The 16,588-nt window shown below is 73.4% G+C and carries 16 protein-coding genes; 7 read left to right on the forward strand and 9 right to left on the reverse strand.

What is annotated here, in order from left to right:
• Positions 1–2: 2 nt before the first annotated feature.
• Positions 3–1,526, forward strand: coding sequence for an ATP-binding protein (locus ACFWUY_RS26565; RefSeq protein WP_384114220.1), 1,524 nt, complete (start codon positions 3–5; stop codon positions 1,524–1,526).
• A complete protein-coding gene (locus tag ACFWUY_RS26570) occupies positions 1,523–2,152 on the forward strand; it encodes a hypothetical protein (RefSeq protein ID WP_384114223.1) in 630 nt (209 codons plus the stop codon). The genes ACFWUY_RS26565 and ACFWUY_RS26570 overlap by 4 nt, the downstream gene beginning before the upstream one ends.
• 51 nt (positions 2,153–2,203) lie before the next feature.
• Here the strand turns inward: ACFWUY_RS26570 and ACFWUY_RS26575 are convergent, their stop codons facing one another.
• The gene (locus tag ACFWUY_RS26575; protein WP_384114226.1) at positions 2,204–2,803 is read right to left on the reverse strand and encodes a TetR/AcrR family transcriptional regulator; all 600 of its coding nucleotides are present in this window, start codon (positions 2,801–2,803) and stop codon (positions 2,204–2,206) included.
• 109 nt (positions 2,804–2,912) lie between these two features.
• Between ACFWUY_RS26575 and ACFWUY_RS26580 the strand changes: the two genes are divergently transcribed.
• On the forward strand, positions 2,913–3,794 hold the full coding sequence (locus tag ACFWUY_RS26580; RefSeq protein WP_384114229.1) for an NAD(P)-dependent oxidoreductase: 882 nt from the start codon (positions 2,913–2,915) through the stop codon (positions 3,792–3,794).
• 163 nt (positions 3,795–3,957) lie between these two features.
• Here the strand turns inward: ACFWUY_RS26580 and ACFWUY_RS26585 are convergent, their stop codons facing one another.
• A complete protein-coding gene (locus ACFWUY_RS26585; RefSeq protein WP_384114232.1) occupies positions 3,958–4,791 on the reverse strand; it encodes a serine hydrolase domain-containing protein in 834 nt (277 codons plus the stop codon).
• 61 nt (positions 4,792–4,852) lie between these two features.
• Here ACFWUY_RS26585 and ACFWUY_RS26590 point away from each other — a divergent pair, with 61 nt between their 5' ends.
• From ACFWUY_RS26590 to ACFWUY_RS26600, 3 genes are all read left to right on the forward strand, one after another.
• Positions 4,853–5,266, forward strand: a complete 414-nt coding sequence (locus ACFWUY_RS26590; RefSeq protein WP_384114350.1) for a MerR family transcriptional regulator — start codon at positions 4,853–4,855, stop codon at positions 5,264–5,266.
• The gene (locus ACFWUY_RS26595) at positions 5,263–6,288 is read left to right on the forward strand and encodes an aldo/keto reductase (protein WP_384114235.1); all 1,026 of its coding nucleotides are present in this window, start codon (positions 5,263–5,265) and stop codon (positions 6,286–6,288) included. The genes ACFWUY_RS26590 and ACFWUY_RS26595 overlap by 4 nt, the downstream gene beginning before the upstream one ends.
• A 161-nt stretch (positions 6,289–6,449) precedes the next feature.
• The gene (locus tag ACFWUY_RS26600; RefSeq protein ID WP_384114239.1) at positions 6,450–6,920 is read left to right on the forward strand and encodes an SUKH-3 domain-containing protein; all 471 of its coding nucleotides are present in this window, start codon (positions 6,450–6,452) and stop codon (positions 6,918–6,920) included.
• 64 nt (positions 6,921–6,984) lie between these two features.
• Here ACFWUY_RS26600 and ACFWUY_RS26605 read toward each other — a convergent pair whose 3' ends face one another.
• The 7 genes from ACFWUY_RS26605 to ACFWUY_RS26635 form a co-directional block, all read right to left on the reverse strand.
• Complete coding sequence (locus tag ACFWUY_RS26605) at positions 6,985–8,181, reverse strand: acyltransferase (RefSeq protein ID WP_384114243.1); 1,197 nt, start codon at positions 8,179–8,181, stop codon at positions 6,985–6,987.
• Positions 8,178–9,158 carry an alpha/beta hydrolase gene (locus tag ACFWUY_RS26610; RefSeq protein ID WP_384114246.1) on the reverse strand — a complete coding sequence of 327 codons (981 nt, stop codon included), beginning with the start codon at positions 9,156–9,158 and terminating at the stop codon, positions 8,178–8,180. The genes ACFWUY_RS26605 and ACFWUY_RS26610 overlap by 4 nt, the downstream gene beginning before the upstream one ends.
• 381 nt (positions 9,159–9,539) lie before the next feature.
• Positions 9,540–10,220, reverse strand: a complete 681-nt coding sequence (locus ACFWUY_RS26615) for a response regulator transcription factor (protein ID WP_229314340.1) — start codon at positions 10,218–10,220, stop codon at positions 9,540–9,542.
• A complete protein-coding gene (locus ACFWUY_RS26620) occupies positions 10,217–11,650 on the reverse strand; it encodes a sensor histidine kinase (RefSeq protein ID WP_384114250.1) in 1,434 nt (477 codons plus the stop codon). The genes ACFWUY_RS26615 and ACFWUY_RS26620 overlap by 4 nt, the downstream gene beginning before the upstream one ends.
• Positions 11,651–11,828: 178 nt before the next feature.
• Positions 11,829–12,740, reverse strand: a complete 912-nt coding sequence (locus tag ACFWUY_RS26625; protein WP_384114256.1) for a DUF4429 domain-containing protein — start codon at positions 12,738–12,740, stop codon at positions 11,829–11,831.
• Positions 12,741–12,814: 74 nt separating this feature from the next.
• Positions 12,815–14,029, reverse strand: coding sequence for an alpha/beta hydrolase (locus ACFWUY_RS26630; protein ID WP_384114262.1), 1,215 nt, complete (start codon positions 14,027–14,029; stop codon positions 12,815–12,817).
• 81 nt (positions 14,030–14,110) lie between these two features.
• Positions 14,111–14,797, reverse strand: coding sequence for a TetR/AcrR family transcriptional regulator (locus ACFWUY_RS26635; protein WP_384114270.1), 687 nt, complete (start codon positions 14,795–14,797; stop codon positions 14,111–14,113).
• 117 nt (positions 14,798–14,914) lie between these two features.
• On the opposite strand from ACFWUY_RS26635, the gene ACFWUY_RS26640 reads away from it, so the two are divergent.
• Positions 14,915–16,537 carry an MFS transporter gene (locus tag ACFWUY_RS26640; RefSeq protein ID WP_384114273.1) on the forward strand — a complete coding sequence of 541 codons (1,623 nt, stop codon included), beginning with the start codon at positions 14,915–14,917 and terminating at the stop codon, positions 16,535–16,537.
• Positions 16,538–16,588: the final 51 nt, after the last annotated feature.

Below are 16,588 nucleotides of genomic sequence, written 5' to 3' on the forward strand. Positions count from 1 at the left end.
GCGTGAGCCCGGAGCCGGACACCGGGCACCAGCACCAGGACCAGGACCAGGAGGAGCCCGACCGGGCCACGCGCCGGAAGGCCCGCGCCCCCCGCCTGCGCCCGCACCCCTTCGGCCTGCGCACCCGTCTCGTCCTCGCCTTCCTGCTGGTGGCCGCCGTGGGCTGCGGCACCACCGCCGCCCTCACCTACCGGGCCGCCCGCAACGCGATCCTGGAACAGACCCAGGACACCGCCGTGTCCGCCTTCCGCGAGCAGGTCGAGGCACTCAACATCACGCTGCCCGTCGAGTCGGACTCCCTGCGGGACTCGCTCCTGCGGATCGCCCGCCAGGGCAAGCCGCGCCCCTGGCGCGTCTACGCCGAGTACGGCGACATCCGCGTCTCCTCCACCGACCGGCCCACCTCCTCCGTCATCACCCCGGAGCTGCGGGCCCGCGCCACCGACCAGGCGATCCCGCACGGCAGCTTCCAGCGGGTGGTCAAGGGCGGCACCCCGTACCTCACGATCGCCGTCCCCGCCGTCTTCCTGGCCCACTCGGCCGAGGGGCCGCCCCAGCGCACCGGTCTGGTGCTCTACGCGGTGATGGACCTCGGCGCGGAGGAGGCGAACGTGGAGGCCATGGTCATGGCCGCCCGCGACGGCGCGCTCCCCGCCCTCGCCATCGCCCTCATCCCCGCGCTGATCGCCGCGCGGGGCGTGCTCCGGCCCGTGCGCGAACTGCGCCACGCGGCCCACAGCATGGGGCGCGGCCGCCTCGACACCCGTATCCATGCCAAGGGCAGCGACGAACTCGCCGATCTGGCCCGGACGTTCAACGAGTCCGCCGCCGAGCTGGAACGTTCCGTCGCGGAACTCCGCAACGCCGAGGCCCGCGCCCGCCGCTTCGCCTCCGACGTCTCGCACGAACTGCGCACCCCGCTCGCCGGGATGCTCGCGGTCACCGAGGTCCTCGACGAGGACGCCGGGAGCCTCGACAGCGACACCGCCCGCGCCGTCCGTCTGATCAGCGCCGAGACCGGGAAACTCGCCGTGCTCGTCGAGGACCTGATGGAGATCTCCCGCTTCGACGCGCGCGCCGCCGAACTCCACACCGACGAGGTCGACGCCGCCGACTGCGTCCGCAAGACCCTCCAGCACCGGCACTGGACCGACCCCGCGCGGGTCGTCCCGTATCTTTCCGAGGGGATCAGGGCCCGGCTCGACCCGCGCCGCTTCGACGTCGTCGTCGCCAACCTCGTCGGCAACGCCCTGCGGCACGGCGGAGCGCCGGTGACGGTACGGCTGTACGCGGAGGGGGACGAGCTGGTGACGGAGGTCGCCGACCGGGGGCCGGGGATCCACCCGGACGTCCTGCCGCACGTCTTCGACCGCTTCTACAAGGCGGACCGGGCCCGTACCCGCTCGGCGGGCAGCGGTCTCGGCCTGGCGATCACCCTGGAGAACGTACGGCTGCACGGAGGCACCGTCACGGCCGCCAACCATCCCGAAGGCGGGGCCGTCTTCACCGTGCGGACGCCGCTGTGAACCGCGGGACGGCCGCCGCCGCGGCCCTGCTCGGCCCGCTCGCCCTCGTGGCGGCGCTGTCCGGCTGCGGCATACAGGAGACGGACGTCGTCGAGGCGGGCGGGGCCGCGACCGTCATCGTCGCGCCGATACCCGAGGAGCGGATCGTGCTCTACTTCCTCGGCCCCGACGGCCGGTCGATGCCGGTGTCCCGGGGCTCCGACGTCCCCGAGGCGGTGCGCACGTCCCCTTCGGACGGCTCGGCGGCCGACCGGCTCCCCTACGAGGGATTCGGTCCGGACTACGAGATGTCCGCCGAAGAGCTGCGCAGGACGCGGTCCGCCACCGACAAGGTCCTCGCCATGCTCCTCGCCGGCCCCCGGCCCGACGAGGCCTCCGCCGGCGTCACCACCGCCCTGCCGAAGACCGTCGGCGGGCCGCACGTCGTACCGGTCGACACGACCGCCTCCGCGCGCCGGACGCTCCTGCTCCGGGCCCCGTTCCCCGTCAGGGAACTGACCGGGGCGGCGGTCCGGCAACTGGTGTGCACGACCGCCTACGCGGAGCACCCGGCCGGCCTGGTCGACGTCTCGGTCGTCGGCCCCGACGGGCCGTTGCCCACCACCAGCTGCGACGCCGCCGACTAGGGCGTGCCCGGCCATGATCCGACGGGCACGCCCTAGCCCCGGTTCCTCCGGTCAGCGTCCGTCGCTCGCCGACGGCGGCCGGCCCTCGTACGAGCGCACGAGACGGGCGAGTTGCCGGCCCACCACCTGGAGCGGTTCCTCGCTGCGGTTGACCTGGGCGGTGACTTCGGCGCCCTCCAGGGCGCAGATGACGGTGACCGCCAGTTCCCGGGCGCTCTGGGAGGGGAAGCCGCAGCGCAGCAGCTTGTCGTGGACCAACTGCTCCCAGCCGCGCAGGGCGTCGGCGCACGCCCGCTGGATCTCCGAGTCGGTGCCGAGCGTCTCCAGAGCCGCCGCCGTGACGGGGCAGCCGTCGGTCCAGCCCGACTCGCGCAGTTCGTCGGCGAGTTGCCGGGCACAGGCCCTCACCGCCTCCGCCGGGTCGTCCTCGCTGTCCAGCGCCTTCCGCAGGAGCGTCGAGAACTCCTCGGTGCCGTACTTGATCGCGGCGACGGCGACGGCCTCCTTGCCGCCGGGGAAGAAGTGGTAGACGGAGCCGAGGGTGGCCTGTGACTCCTGGGCGATCTGTTTGATTCCCGTGCCGACGTAGCCCTGCCGCTGCAGGAGGCGTGAGGCGGCGACGACGATCCGGTCCCGTGTGCTGGTCTGCATGGACCCACCGTATCGGCCCATTGGGTAGAGCGCTCGTTCTAGAGCTGTGGTACGTTCTCACCACGCGCTAAATAGAGCGCTCGTTTTAGTGAGAGATGGAGAACTCGTCATGAGCAGCACCCAGCAGTCGGTCACCGTCATCGGCCTCGGCCCCATGGGGCAGGCCATGGCCGGCGCCTTCCTCGACCGCGGATACGACGTCACCGTCTGGAACCGCACCGCGTCGCGGGCGGACGACCTGGTCGCGCGCGGCGCGATCCTCGCGCCGGACGTGGAGAAGGCCCTCGCCTCCAACGAGCTGGTCGTCCTCAGCCTCACGGACTACGACGCCGTGTACGCCACGCTGGAGCCCGCCGAGGCCGCGCTGGCCGGCCGGATCCTGGTGAACCTCAGTTCGGACACGCCCGAGAAGGCCCGGGCCGCCGCCCGGTGGGCAGCCGAGCGGGGCGCCGTCCAGCTGACCGGCGGCGTCACCGTGCCGCCCTCCGGGATCGGTCAGGCCGAATCGTCGACCTTCTACAGCGGCCCGCGCGAGGTCTTCGACCGGCACAGGGCCGCGCTCGAAGTCATCACGGGCCGGACCGACCACCGGGGAGAGGACCCCGGGCTCGCCGCGCTCATGTACCAGATCGGCATGGTCATGTTCTGGACCTCCATGCTGAGCTACTGGCAGGCCGTCGCCCTCGCCGACGCCAACGGCCTGACGGCGGCGGACATCCTGCCGCACGCCGTGGAGACCGCGAACTCGCTGCCGGGATTCTTCTCCTTCTACGCCGAACGCATCGACGCCGGCCGGCACGTCGGCGACGTGGACCGCCTCGCCATGGGAATGGCCAGCGTCGAGCACGTCCTGCACACCAACGCCGACGCGGGGGTCGACACCGCGCTCCCGGCCGCGGTCGCGGGACTCTTCCGGCGCGGCATGGACGCAGGCCACGCCGGGGACAGCTTCTCCAGCCTGGTGGAGTCGATGAAGAAGGCCGGGGCGTGACCGCCCCTGCCCGGCGAGTGGTTCACCGCGCCGGACGTGATCGGCGGACGTGACCGCGTGATCGGCGGACGTGATCGGCGGAGGTGATCGCCGGACGTGATCGGCGGAGGTGGCCGACGGAGGTGCCCCGACCTGCGAGGAGCGGGCCGTGCGGGTGCCGGCGCTACCGGGCGGCGCGCAGCTCCGCGAGCACCGCGTCCGTGAACGGCGGCCAGGCCTCGACCGCCCACGGGCCGAAGGGCCGGTCGGTGAGCGCCACGCACGCGGCCCGCGCGTCCGGGTCGATCCACAGGAAGGTGCCGGACTGGCCGAAGTGCCCGAAGGTGCGGGGCGAGGAGGTGGCGCCCGTCCAGTGCGGGGACTTCCCGTCGCGGATCTCGAAGCCGAGGCCCCAGTCGTTCGGTCTCTGGTGCCCGTAACCGGGCAGGATGCCGGTCAGGCCGGGGTGCGTGACGCTCATCGCGTCCAGGACGGTGCGCGGGTCGAGCAGTCGCGGCGCCTGCACCTCGGCGGCGAACCGCACCAGGTCGTCCACGGTCGACACGCCGTCCTTCGCGGGCGAGCCCTCCAGGGACGTGGCGGTCATGCCGAGCGGCTCCAGGACCGCCTGGCGCAGATACTCGGCGAAGGGGATGTCGGTCGCCTTGGCGACGTGGTCGCCGAGCGCCTCGAAGCCGGTGTTGGAGTAGATGCGGCGGGTGCCGGGCGCGGCCATGACCCGGTTCTCGTCGAAGGCGAGCCCCGAGGTGTGGGCGAGGAGATGGCGGACGGTCGCCCCCTCGGGCCCGGCCGGTTCGTCGAGGTCGATCGCCCCCTCCTCGTACGCGACGAGGACGGCGTACGCCGCGAGCGGCTTGGTGACGGAGGCGAGCGGGAAACGTCGCCCGGTGGGGCCGTGGGCCCCCGCCAGGGTGCCGTCCGCCCGGACGACGGCGGCGGACGCGGTGGGGACGGGCCAGTTCTCGATCGACGCCAGGCTCGGCACGCTGCTCTGCATGCGGCCGAGCCTACTTGCTTCGAGCGCACTCCAACGTTTTAGCGTGGGGGGCATGAGCGTGATGGCGAGCACGAGCACCGGCGTGAACCCGGGTGCGCCCCGGACCCACTACACCATCAGCGAGGTCGCCGCCCTGACCGGCCTCTCGGCGCACACCCTGCGCTGGTACGAGCGGATCGGTCTGATGCCGCACGTCGACCGTTCGCACACGGGCCAGCGCCGCTTCACCGAACGGGACCTCGGCTGGCTGGGCTTCGTCGGCAAACTGCGGCTGACCGGGATGCCGGTCGCCGACATGGTCCGGTACGCCGAGCTGGTCCGCGAGGGCGACCACACCCGCGACGCGCGACGGGAGCTCCTGGAGACCACCAGGCAGGACGTCCTGTCGCGGATCACCGAGCTCCAGGACACGCTCGCCGTGCTCGACGTCAAGATCAGCCATTACGGGACCGCATGCGGAGGCACAGCTTCATGACCAGTGTGACCAGGATCGACACCATACGTCTCGGCGGCCAGGACGGACCCGAGATCGGCGTCCAGGGCTTCGGGGCCATGGGCATCAGCGAGTTCTACGGCGACACCGACGAGGCCGCCGCCCGCGACACCCTCGACGCCGCCCTGGAGGCCGGCGTCACCCTGATCGACACCGCCGACATCTACGGCAGCGGCGCCAACGAGGAGTTCCTCGCCCCCTTCCTCGCCGCCCACCGCGACGAGGTCACCCTGGCGACCAAGTTCGCCATCGAGCGGCGCGCCGACGACCCGGCCCACCGGGCCGTCCGCAACGACCCCGCCTACATCAGGAAGGCCGCCGAGGCCAGCCTGCGCCGCCTCGGCGTCGAGACCATCGACCTCTACTACATGCACCGCCGCGACCCGGAGGTCCCGTTCGCCGAGTCCGTCGGCGCGATGGCCGAACTCGTCAAGGAGGGCAAGGTCCGTCACCTCGGCCTCAGCGAGGTCACAGGGCCCGAACTGCGCGAGGCGCACGCCGTGCACCCGATCGCCGCCCTCCAGTCGGAGTGGTCGCTCTTCTCCCGGGACGTGGAGCGCAGCGCCGTCGGCGCCGCCGCCGAACTCGGCGTCACCTTCGTGCCGTACTCGCCGCTCGGCCGCGGCTTCCTGACCGGGGCGTTCGCGGACGCCGCCAAGGACCTGTCGGGCGGCGACTTCCGCCGGTACCAGCCCCGGTTCACCGGCGAGAACGCGGAGCGGAACGCCGCCCTGCTCGATCCGGTCCGGAAGATCGCCGCCGCGCACGGGGCGACCCCCGCGCAGATCGCCCTCGCCTGGGTGCAGCAGCGGGCCTCCGTGCACGGCCTGACGGTCGTCCCGATCCCCGGCACCCGCAAGCGGGCCCGCCTGGAGGAGAACGCGGCCGCCACCCGGATCACCCTCACCGAGGCCGAACTCGCCGAACTGGAGCCGATCGCCGGTCTGGTGGCGGGCGACCGCTACCCGGACATGCGCTTCACCTCCGTGACGCGCGAGGTCTAGAAGCCCCCGCGGACGTGCTGCCGCGCCCGCCCCGCGGGCGGGCGCGTGCGGACGACGCCAGGAACCGCCGCGCGTCGGTGACTTCCGGAGTCCACGTCTCCCGGAGTCCACGTCTCCCGGAGTCCATGTCTTCCGGATGTCGACCCACGAGAGAGCGAGACATGCCGAGAATGACGGCGGACCAGGTCGAGGCCGTCCTGACCGAGGCGGGTTGGTCCCGTGGGCGCGACATCGGTGAGCGACTGCCCGGACTCCTGCGGGTCGTGACGGAACGCTTCGCCGACGAAGGGCACCCCGTCGAGCCGTTCCGGGCCGCCGAGGCCTTCGTGCGCGAGTTCGGCGGGCTGCGCCTGGTCGTTCCCGGGCATCCGCCGGACGCCATCGGCTTCACCCCGCACTGGATCTACGAGGAGAGCGGCGAGGACGTGGCCGAGCTCGCCGGAGACCTGGGCCGGAGACTGTTCCCGGTCGGGTACGAGGAGTTCGACGGGGGAATGGTCCTCATCGACGAGACCGGACGCTTCTTCCTCATGCACCACACCGGTCCCTATTTCCTGGGGGTGGACACCCACGAGGCCGTCAGCTGCCTGCTGCGCGGCCCCCGGCGGGAAGCGGGGAAGTACTTCGCCTGACGCGATCCCGGACACGACTTCCTCCTCGCCGGACCAGGACCCCTCACCCCACACCCCACATCCCTCATCCCAGCCCCAGGGCGAACACCGCGAACCCCGCCGCGAGCAGCCCCGCGAAGGCGCGGCGGGCCGGTCCTGTCCTCGCCCACGGGGACTCGAAGCCGCGCGCGTACCGGCCGATCAGGACGAGCAGTCCGGCGAAGACCGGCATCCACGCCAGCCGGGCGAGGATCCAGCCGACCGAGTCCGGCGCGCCGACCAGGCCCGGGACCTCCCCGAGGTACGAGGCGGGGATCGCGGCGGTCAGCATCGCCGTCTGGTGCCAGCACAGGATCGTCATCGCGGACAGGTTGACCAGCACGACCGGCGCCCACAGCGCGGGCCGCCTCAGGATCCCGCCGAGCCGGTCGCGGAGCAGGATCGCCGCACCGCTCTGCGCGGCGGCGAGGGCGAGGACGAGCAGCGACGGCGGATGCGAGTTGGTGCGGGCCTCGCCGGGGACGCCGACCATCGACGCCGGGTAGCCGAAGACGAGCAGCAGGGTCGCGAAGAGCGCGGCCCCGCCGGCGAGCAGCGCCCACGCGTGGCGCCGGGTGACCCGGCCCTCGCCCCAGGAGACGCCCAGCTGGTACGCGAACAGCCAGCCCGGCAGGATGTTCAGGAGGCTCAGCCAGGACGGCACGGCGTCGGCGTACGGCCCGTACCGCAGGAGGTCGACGACGGCGACCGAGCCGAGCAGCGGGGCCGCGGCCCAGACGCCGAGGCGGCGGGCCGCCCGTACGCACAGCGGGGTGAGCGCGGTGACCACCGAGTACACCCCGACGAACCAGAGCGGCTGGATCACCAGCGTGGACGCCGTCCGCAGACTGTCCACGGGCACCCCGACGCCGAAGTGGAGCAGCGGCAGGAGCGCCGCCCACACGGCGGTGACCCCGAGGACCGGGCGGCCGAGCCGGGCCAGGCGGCCCTTCAGCCACTCACCCGTGGAGCCCTTGCGGCGCCGGTACGACAGGACCGAGGCGTAGCCGCCGACCAGGAAGAAGACGCCCAGCATCTGGAGGACCCAGCTGACCGGCGCGAGGCCGGCGAAGGCGCCCAGCGGGCTCGCGTTGTGGATCGCGCCGTCGGAGGAGAGCGTGAAGCCGCCGAGCAGCCAGTGCCCGGTGGGCACGGCGAGCAGGGCCAGGGCGCGCAGCCCGTCGATCGCCCGGTCGCGGTGGACGGGGGTGCCCGCCTCGACCTTCTCGATGAGCCTGTTCATCGGACGTCCCCCTCGGCGATGGCGGCGAAGGCGCGCAGGGAGGTGGTGCCGGGCGCGAAGTAGCCGCCGTGGCCGGTGCGGTCGTCGGCCGGGATCCGGCGGGCGCCGAAGGCCGGGTCGGCGGGGTCGGCGCCGTGCCCGAGGCCCGCGAACTCGACGTTCGGGACCCGGTCGATCCAGTCGGCGGGATCCTTCGCGGCCCAGACGCGGGCGGAGGTGCCGAGTTCGGCGACGTTCTCGGCGCGCATCCCGGGGGAGCCGAGGACCACCAGGTCCTTGGCCTTCAGGGCGTGGGCGGCGAGGCCGCACACCACGGAGCCGTAGCTGTGACAGAACACGGACGGCTCGGCCGCCCCGACGGCCGCGAGCCCGTCGGTGAACCGGCTGAGCCGGCCGGCCCCGGCCTCGGCGAGCCGGCCGGTGGCCGCGTCGAGGCCGACGCCGACGGGCGTGGTGTACCCGGCCCAGGCGACGACCGCCGTACGCCCGCCGGTCGCCCGGCGCAGGGCGGTCGCCATGTCGGCGAGCGGCCGCACGTGGTGCGCGTCGATGTCGGAGCCGGGCACGAGGACCGCCACGTGCTCGGCCCGCGCCAGGTCCCCGTACACGAGGGCGACCTGGCCGCGGCCGCGCGGATCGTGGGCGAGGACCCGCGCCCCGTCGTACCGGCCTTCCGTGGAACGGGCGTTGGCCTCGTACCGCAGGGCCAGGGGTGCGCCGTCGAGGTTGCCGACGACCGTGGGATGGGTGCGGGCCAGCGCACGCTGTCGTACGGGGTCGAGTCCCGCGAAGAAGCGCGCGATCTCGGCAGGGCTCGTCCGCTCCGGGTCCGGCAGCCCCGCGGCCCGCCACGCCCCCGTCCCGGCCGGGGCGCCGGTGACGGCCTGCTGGGTGTTCCCGGACGCCCACCCGGCCGTCCCGGCGATCACGGTGGCCACCAGGGCAACGGTGGTCAGGGTCCTCGCAAAGCGGCGCATGGGCTCGCCCTCCCTCTCCGGTTCTCGCTCGTTCGTCGGCGAGAGGAAGGTAGGAAGACGGTGGGTGACGGCACGTCACACCGGAGAGCCAACCGTGGGCTGATACCCGGGTAGGGGGTGGAGGAGCGGCCAACACCAGGGAAGGGGTGGGGATTTCCCCCCGGGGGTGGCAGGTGCGCGCGGCGGCCCGGGGGCGGCACCTTGCGCCCGTACGCAGGTCAGGGCACGTGCCGGGGCGTCAGGACGTGAGCGGGCGGGAACGTGCCCGCGCCGGCACCTGCCCGGGTCACGACGTGCCCGGGTGGGAAAGCGTCCGGGCGGGGACGTACCCGGGTGGGACCTGCCCGGGTCACGGCGCACCCGGGTCGTGACCTGCTCGCGTCACGACGTACCCGGGGTCACCAGGCCCGACTCGTACGCGAAGACCACCGCCTGCGCCCGGTCGCGCAGGTCCAGCTTGGCGAGGACCCGGCCGATGTGGGTCTTCACCGTCTGCTCGGCGAGGACCAGATGGTCCGCGATCTCCTGGTTCGACAGCCCCCGGGCGATCAGTTCGAGGACCTCCGTCTCGCGCGGGGTGAGACCGTTCAGGCGCAGCGCCGTGGTGTCCTTGCGCGGCGCGGGCCGGGAGGCGGCGAAGTCGGCGATGAGCCGCCGGGTCACGGACGGGGCGAGCAGCGCCTCGCCCGCCGCCACCACCCGTACCGCCGCGATCAGATCGGCCGGCGGCGCGTCCTTCAGGAGGAAACCGGAGGCGCCCGCGCGCAGCGCCTCGTACACGTAGTCGTCCACGTCGAAGGTGGTCAGCATCAGCACCTTCGGGCGGTGGGTGACCCCCGTCGGCGGGTGCAGGATCTCCCGGGCGGCGGCGAGCCCGTCCAGCTCCGGCATCCGTACGTCCATCAGCACGACGTCCGGGTGCGTCGACCGTGCCACGTCCACGCCCTGCCGCCCGTCCGGGGCCTCGCCCACCACGTCGATGTCGGGCTGGGCGGCGAGCAGCGCGGCGAAACCGGCCCGCACCATGGCCTGGTCGTCGACGATGATCACACGGATGGTCACTCGGGTTCCTTGACGGTCGTGGCAGGCGTGGCAGGCGTGGCAGGCGTGGCAGGCGTGGCAGGCGTGGCGGTCGTGGTGGTGACGGTCGTGGGACGCCCGGCGGTCGTCGTCGTGGCCGGGTCCGGGGTCAGCGGGAGCCGTGCGGCGACCCGGAAGCCCCCGTCCGGCAGCGGCCCGGTGTCGAGCGAGCCGCCCGTCAACCGTACGCGCTCCCGCATGCCGACGAGCCCGTGCCCGGTACCGGACGCGCCCCGCTCGACCGAGGAACCGGGCTCCGCGGACGGCCCGTTGACCACGAGGACCGTCAGCCATCCCCCGTCCGCCCTGACCGACACCCGGGTCGACGCCCCCGGCGCGTGCCGGACGACATTGGCCAGGGCCTCCTGCACGATCCGGTACGCGGAGAGGTCCACCGCCTGCGGCACCTCCCCGAGGTCGGCGGCGAGCCGCAGCTCGGCCGGCACCCCGGCCCGTACCGTCGCCTCGACCAGCTGCTGGACCCGGTCGAGACCGGGCTGCGGGGCGCGCTCGCCCTCGCTGCCGTCACTGCGCAGCACCGAAAGGAGCCGGCGCATCTCGGCCAGCGACTCGCGCGCGCTCGCCGCGATCGAGGTGAACTCCTCGCGGGCCGCGTCCGGGAGTTCCGGGATGCGGTACGGGGCCGAGTCGGCCTGCACGGTGATCACGGACATGTGGTGGGCCACCACGTCGTGGAGCTCGCGCGCGATCCTGGCCCGCTCCTCCAGGAGGGTGCGGCGGGCCCGTTCGGCCTCGCTGATGGTCTCCTGCTCCACGAGCCGCCGCTGGGCGTCGCCACGCGCGCGTACGGCCGAGGTGAGGAGCAGCAGCACCCCGGTGAGGACGAGCAGCAGCGTGTGGACGCTGGTGTACCCGTCGGGCCGGAAGGCCTCCATGGCGTACCCGGCGGCGCCCGTCGCCAGCCAGACGCCGAACAGCGCCCGGCGGGACTCGCGGAGGCCGAGCGCGATCATCAGGGCGCAGTAGCCGATGACGGTCGGCGGGGCCCAGGGCCAGAGGTGGGCGCGCGGGCCGTCCGAGGCGAGCAGGACGACCGCGCCGAGCACGTCGGCGGTGAAGATGATCCACCACGCCTGGAGGGGGCGGGCGACGGCGAGCAGCAGCGGCGCGGTCTGGGCGGTGCCGATGGCTCCGGCGAGGGCGCCGTTGACGCCGTAGTCCCCGGCGAGGAGATGGACCGTGGTGGGGAGGAGCGAGGCGACGAGGGCGACGGCGAGGGCGTACGGCAGCAGCCGCGCCCAGCGCGAGGAGGCGTCGGAGAGGAGGGGCGCCCCGGGCGTGGCCGGGGTGGTGAGCGCGGTTCCGAGCCCCTGGAACATCTCGCGTGTCCGGGCGCTGAGGCGTTTGAGCTGTCGAGGGGGTGGCGGCTCGTGCCGCGGTTCGGTAGCCATGACCCGCCCAGGGTAGGCAGCGGGCCCGGCGCCCGGCGTCATACCGGGGACCGGGCTCCGGCCTGCTACCGGGGTATGACCCCGGCACGCACGGACGCCCGGGGTCCGGTCCGAGCGGCGGGTCCCACAGGTCCGGTCCGAGCGGCGGGTCCCACAGGTCCGGTCCGAGCGGCAGGTCCTACAGCTCCGCCAGGAGCTCCGCCTTCTTCGCCGAGAACTCCTCGTCCGTCACGAGTCCCGCCCGGTGCAGTTCCCCCAGGTGCCGAATCCTTTCAGCCACCGCCCCGGGAGCGGCGACGCGGGCCGGGACGCGGTCCGTGGTCCGGATCGCCGCGAGGACCGCCGCCGCGAAGGGCAGGGAGAGGTGCACCGGGCCGTAACCGAGACCGAAGACGACGGAGGCCGGATCCCGGTCCGGCTGCGACGCCCGCGGTTCGCCGCCCCGGGGCAGCAGCCGCAGGTGCCCGTCGAGGACGTCCGGCGAGCGCCATTCGACCCCGCGGAGGTCCCGCACCTGGAACGACTGGTCGCCGGCCTTCCACTTCTCCGAGGACGCCCCCGTCCAGGACCAGCGGAACACGACCTCCGAGTGCCCGTCGAAGCTCGCCTTGCCGTCGTACGCCTTGAAGGACTGCGGGCCCGACGGCGGCGCCACCAGGAAACGGTCGGCGGGCGTCACGGTTTCGGCGTCCGAGGGGTCGGCACCGCCCGAGGGCCCGGTGCCGTCCACGACGTCCCAGGCGCTCGTCAGCCGCGGCGCGAGCACCGCCCGCAGCTCGTCCCGGTAGTACTCCGCGAGCGTCTCCCGGTCCGCGGGCAGCACCAGGCGGTACGGATCGCAGTGTTCCGCCAGCTGTCCCGCGGCCGCCTCCATCAGGGGGTCGGCGCCCGGTCTCGGCACGGCGTGCAGCACGACCGTGCCCCGCTTCCCGGGCGTCAGCGTCACGGACGCCAACGCCTCGTGCGGTACGCGTCGTTCGCGCAGCACGCTGAAGAGCTTCGGCGTGCGGTTCCCCCGTTCGAAGCGGATGACGAGGGCGTCGCTCTCGAACTCCCAGGTGGCATGATTTCCGGCCAGCACATCACCCATACGCCTCATCGTAAGCGGCGCGTGCCCGTGCGTCGCCCCCGTGAAAGGTCCCGAAATCACGTGATCTACGCGCGTCAGGGCCGTTCCGCGCCGGATATTCCGTCGTGGCAAGCGCTGTCGGCACGTGCGCACACCAGGTTCCGATAGGCGCCGACGCCTATCGCGGCGAAGTTCCCGAGGCTCTCGGTGCCCGGCTCGAAGTAGCCGCTGTGGCCGATCGCGCCCCGTGCCGAGAGCAGCCGGGCGCCGAACTCCGGCGCCACCGGGTCGGCACCGTGCCCGATGCCCCCCACCTCCACGTGGGGTACGTCCGCGATCCAGTCATCGGCGTCCCGCATGGCCCACACGCGCGCGGGGGTGGCCAGGTCGGCCGCCCGCTCCACCCGCATCCCGGGGCTCCCGGCGACGGCCAGGTCCGTCACCCTGGCCGGCAGCCGGGGCGCGGCGAGCCCGCAGAGCACGGAGCCGTAGCTGTGGCAGAACAGCGCCACGCGCGCGTGGCCGGGCAGTGCCTCGGCCAGCTCCACGAGCCGTACGGCCCCTCCCTCGGCGAGCCGGCCGGTCACCGCGTCGACGCCGACCCCCACGGGCGCGGTGTAGTCGGCCCAGGCGATCACCGCGACCCGCGCGCCGGGCGAGGCCCTCCGCTCGGCGGCGTAGAGCGCCTGGGCCATGCCGACGGGAGCCCCGTACCGGCCGTGGGTCTTCTGGAACGTGAGGAGGTTGGTGTCGACGCCGGGCACGATCACGGAGACGCGCCGGGCCCGCTCCAGGTCCCCGAGGACCTCCGCCGCCCGTCCCGTACCGGTGGGGTCGAAGGCGAGGATCTGGCGGCCGGACCGCGACAGCGAGGTGAAGCGGTCGAACCGGCGCCGTGCCTCGTGCCGTCCCTCGGTGGAGAGCCGGGGGTCGTCGACCCTGTCCCGTTCGACGGCGAGCGCGTGGCCGAGGGCGAGGCGGTTGGCGCGGTAGCGCAGGGCGACCGGGGCGCCGTTGAGATTGCCGACGACGAGCGGATGCCGTTCGGCGAGCCGGGACGCGCGCGCGGGGCCGAGCTCCGCGAAGAACGCGGCGACGGTACGGGAGGGGGCGGCAGGACCCGGCAGCGGGCGGTGGTCGATCCGGTCGTGGGCCCAGGCGGCGAGCGCGGCCTCGCGGGACGGTCCCGGCGCGGGGCTGTGCCGGATCGTCGTCCACCCGGCGGTCGCGAGGAGCACGAGGACGACGGCGAGCGCGAGGAGGAGGCGCACGACCGCGAGGGTGGGGGAGGCGGCTTCGGCTGAGGTCACGGGCCGCCACCCTACGGGGCGGGGGTGAACAGGCGCGGGTCCCGTCCTGCGGGGCGGGGGTCAACACGCGCGGATCCCGTCCTACGGAGTGCTGCCCGGGCCCTTCGCCCACGGGGCGCCGCCGAGCCCCTCGTTCCCCCGGTCCCGCCAGCGCGGGGCGAGGGCGGGGCCGAGGTGGTCGAGGTACTCCTCGGTGAGGGCGCGGATGGCCTCCAGGCTCTGGTCCGTACCCCGGCCCCACAGCTGTCCCGTCACCCGCATCACACCGCTGAACGCCGCCACCGCGATCCGGGGGCGCGGGTCCGCGTCCACGTCGAGGCCCTCGCGTCCGGCGATGATCCGGGCGATGGTCTCCTCCATCTCGGTGGAGCGGCGCAGATGGACGGCGAGCAGCGCGGGCGTCGACTCGATCATCTGGAAGGTGCGCAGGTAGAGCTCGACCGGTACGACCTCGGTGATGGCGTCGCCGATGGTGTCCCAGGCGCAGAGCACCGCGTTCCGCATCGCGTCGAAGGGGCCCTCGTCCGGCGGACGCTGCCCGAGGGCCTCGACGAAACGCTCCTCCACCATCTGCTGGACGGCGAAGGCGACCTCCTCCTTGGAGGAGAAGTACCGGAAGAAGGTGCGCTGGGAGACCTCGACGGTGTCGACGATCTCGTCGACGGTGGTCCGCTCGTACCCCTGGGCGGTGAAGAGCTCCAGGGCCACCCGGGTCAGCGCGTCGCGCGTGCGTTGCTTCTTCCGCTCGCGCAGGCCGGGCAGGGTCACGTCTCGGTCCTCTTTCCAGGCATTTCGTCCGGCTCAGCCTACCTGTGAGCTACGTGACAGTTACCGGCGTGTGAATCGCTTTGTCAATTGTCAGTGACTGTCACTAGCCTCGATCGCATGAATAGTCAGACCACAGTGGAAAAGGCCCCGCAGGGTCAGGGGGGCGTCCGGGAACCCGTTCCGGTCCCGGCGAAGGGACTGCGCGGCCACCCCTGGCTGACCCTCTTCGGCGTGGCCGTGGGCGTGATGATGGTCGCCCTCGACGGCACCATCGTCGCCATCGCCAACCCCGCCATCAAGACCGACCTCGGCGCCTCCCTCGCCCAGGTCCAGTGGATCACCAACGGCTACCTGCTCGCGCTCGCCGTCGCCCTGATCACCGCCGGGAAGCTCGGCGACCGCTTCGGCCACCGGCAGACCTTCCTCATCGGCATCGCCGGTTTCGCCGCCGCCTCCGCCGCGATCGGCCTCTCCGAGAGCATCGGGGCCGTGATCGCCTTCCGCGTCCTCCAGGGCCTCTTCGGCGCCCTGCTGATGCCGGCCGCGCTCGGCCTGCTGCGCGCCACCTTCCCCGCCGAGAAGCTGAACATGGCCATCGGCATCTGGGGCATGGTCATCGGCGCCTCCACGGCCGGCGGCCCGATCGTCGGCGGCCTGCTCGTCGAGCACGTCAGCTGGCAGTCCGTCTTCTTCATCAACGTGCCGGTCGGCGTCGTCGCGCTCGTCCTCGGCCTGGTCATCCTCAAGGACCACCGCGCCGAGAACGCGCCGCGTTCCTTCGACGTCCTCGGCATCCTGCTGCTCTCCGGCGCCATGGCCTCCCTCGTCTGGGGCCTCATCAAGGCCGGCGAGTCCTGGGGCTGGACCGGCGGCAAGACGTGGGGCTGCCTGCTGGGCGCGGTGGTCCTCTTCGCGCTCTTCGCCTTCTGGGAGACCAAGGTCAAGGAGCCGCTGATCCCGCTGGCCATGTTCCGCTCCGTGCCGCTCTCGGCCGGCGTGGTGCTCATGGTCCTCATGGCCTTCGCCTTCATGGGCGGCCTGTTCTTCGTGACCTTCTACCTCCAGGGCGTGAAGGGGCTCAGCCCGGTCGACAGCGGTCTGCGCCTGCTGCCGCTGACGGCGATGATGATCGTCTCCTCGCCGCTGGCGGGCGCCCTGATCACCAAGTTCGGCCCGCGCGTGCCGCTGGTCGGCGGCATGGTCTGCACGGCCGTCGCGATGTTCGGCATGATCACGCTCTCCGACGGCACCGGCACGCTCGTCATGTCCCTCTGGTTCGCCCTCCTCGGCCTCGGGCTCGCCCCGGTCATGGTCGGCGCCACCGAGGTCATCGTCGGCAACGCGCCGCTCGAGCTCTCCGGCGTGGCCGGCGGTCTCCAGCAGGCCGCGATGCAGGTCGGCGGCGCGCTCGGTACGGCGGTGCTCGGCGCCGTCATGTCCTCCAAGGTCGCCGGCGCCTTCGAGGACAACTGGAAGGAGGCCGGCATCCAGGCCCCGGTGAACCCGCAGCTGGAGCAGGCCGCCGAGTTCGGCATGGCCCCGCCGGAGCTGGCGCAGGCGCCGGGGATGACCCCCGACGTCCTCCAGCAGATCACCGGGGTCATCCACGACACCTTCCTCGACGGCATGGGCCTGGCCTTCACCGTCGCCGGTGCCGTGGCCGTCGTCGCGGCCCTCGTCGCCACGCTCACGAAGCGCGGCGAGAACGCGGAGGCGGGCGGCATGGGCGGTCACATCTGACGTCCTCGGGATTCCCGTCCTCGGGGTTCCCGTAGGGGGCCGTCACCCGTT

This window comes from Streptomyces sp. NPDC058664 (genome assembly GCF_042716635.1).
Classification (GTDB): domain Bacteria; phylum Actinomycetota; class Actinomycetes; order Streptomycetales; family Streptomycetaceae; genus Streptomyces.

Excerpts from the sequence above, each read along its gene's own strand:
- ACFWUY_RS26575 (WP_384114226.1), bottom strand. The coding sequence starts at position 2,803 with ATGCAGACCAGCACACGGGACCGGATCGTCGTCGCCGCCTCACGCCTC.
- ACFWUY_RS26580 (WP_384114229.1), top strand. The coding sequence starts at position 2,913 with ATGAGCAGCACCCAGCAGTCGGTCACCGTCATCGGCCTCGGCCCCATG.
- ACFWUY_RS26585 (WP_384114232.1), bottom strand. The coding sequence starts at position 4,791 with ATGCAGAGCAGCGTGCCGAGCCTGGCGTCGATCGAGAACTGGCCCGTC.
- ACFWUY_RS26590 (WP_384114350.1), top strand. The coding sequence starts at position 4,853 with ATGGCGAGCACGAGCACCGGCGTGAACCCGGGTGCGCCCCGGACCCAC.
- ACFWUY_RS26595 (WP_384114235.1), top strand. The coding sequence starts at position 5,263 with ATGACCAGTGTGACCAGGATCGACACCATACGTCTCGGCGGCCAGGAC.
- ACFWUY_RS26600 (WP_384114239.1), top strand. The coding sequence starts at position 6,450 with ATGCCGAGAATGACGGCGGACCAGGTCGAGGCCGTCCTGACCGAGGCG.
- ACFWUY_RS26605 (WP_384114243.1), bottom strand. The coding sequence starts at position 8,181 with ATGAACAGGCTCATCGAGAAGGTCGAGGCGGGCACCCCCGTCCACCGC.
- ACFWUY_RS26610 (WP_384114246.1), bottom strand. The coding sequence starts at position 9,158 with ATGCGCCGCTTTGCGAGGACCCTGACCACCGTTGCCCTGGTGGCCACC.
- ACFWUY_RS26620 (WP_384114250.1), bottom strand. The coding sequence starts at position 11,650 with ATGGCTACCGAACCGCGGCACGAGCCGCCACCCCCTCGACAGCTCAAA.
- ACFWUY_RS26625 (WP_384114256.1), bottom strand. The coding sequence starts at position 12,740 with ATGGGTGATGTGCTGGCCGGAAATCATGCCACCTGGGAGTTCGAGAGC.
- ACFWUY_RS26640 (WP_384114273.1), top strand. The coding sequence starts at position 14,915 with ATGAATAGTCAGACCACAGTGGAAAAGGCCCCGCAGGGTCAGGGGGGC.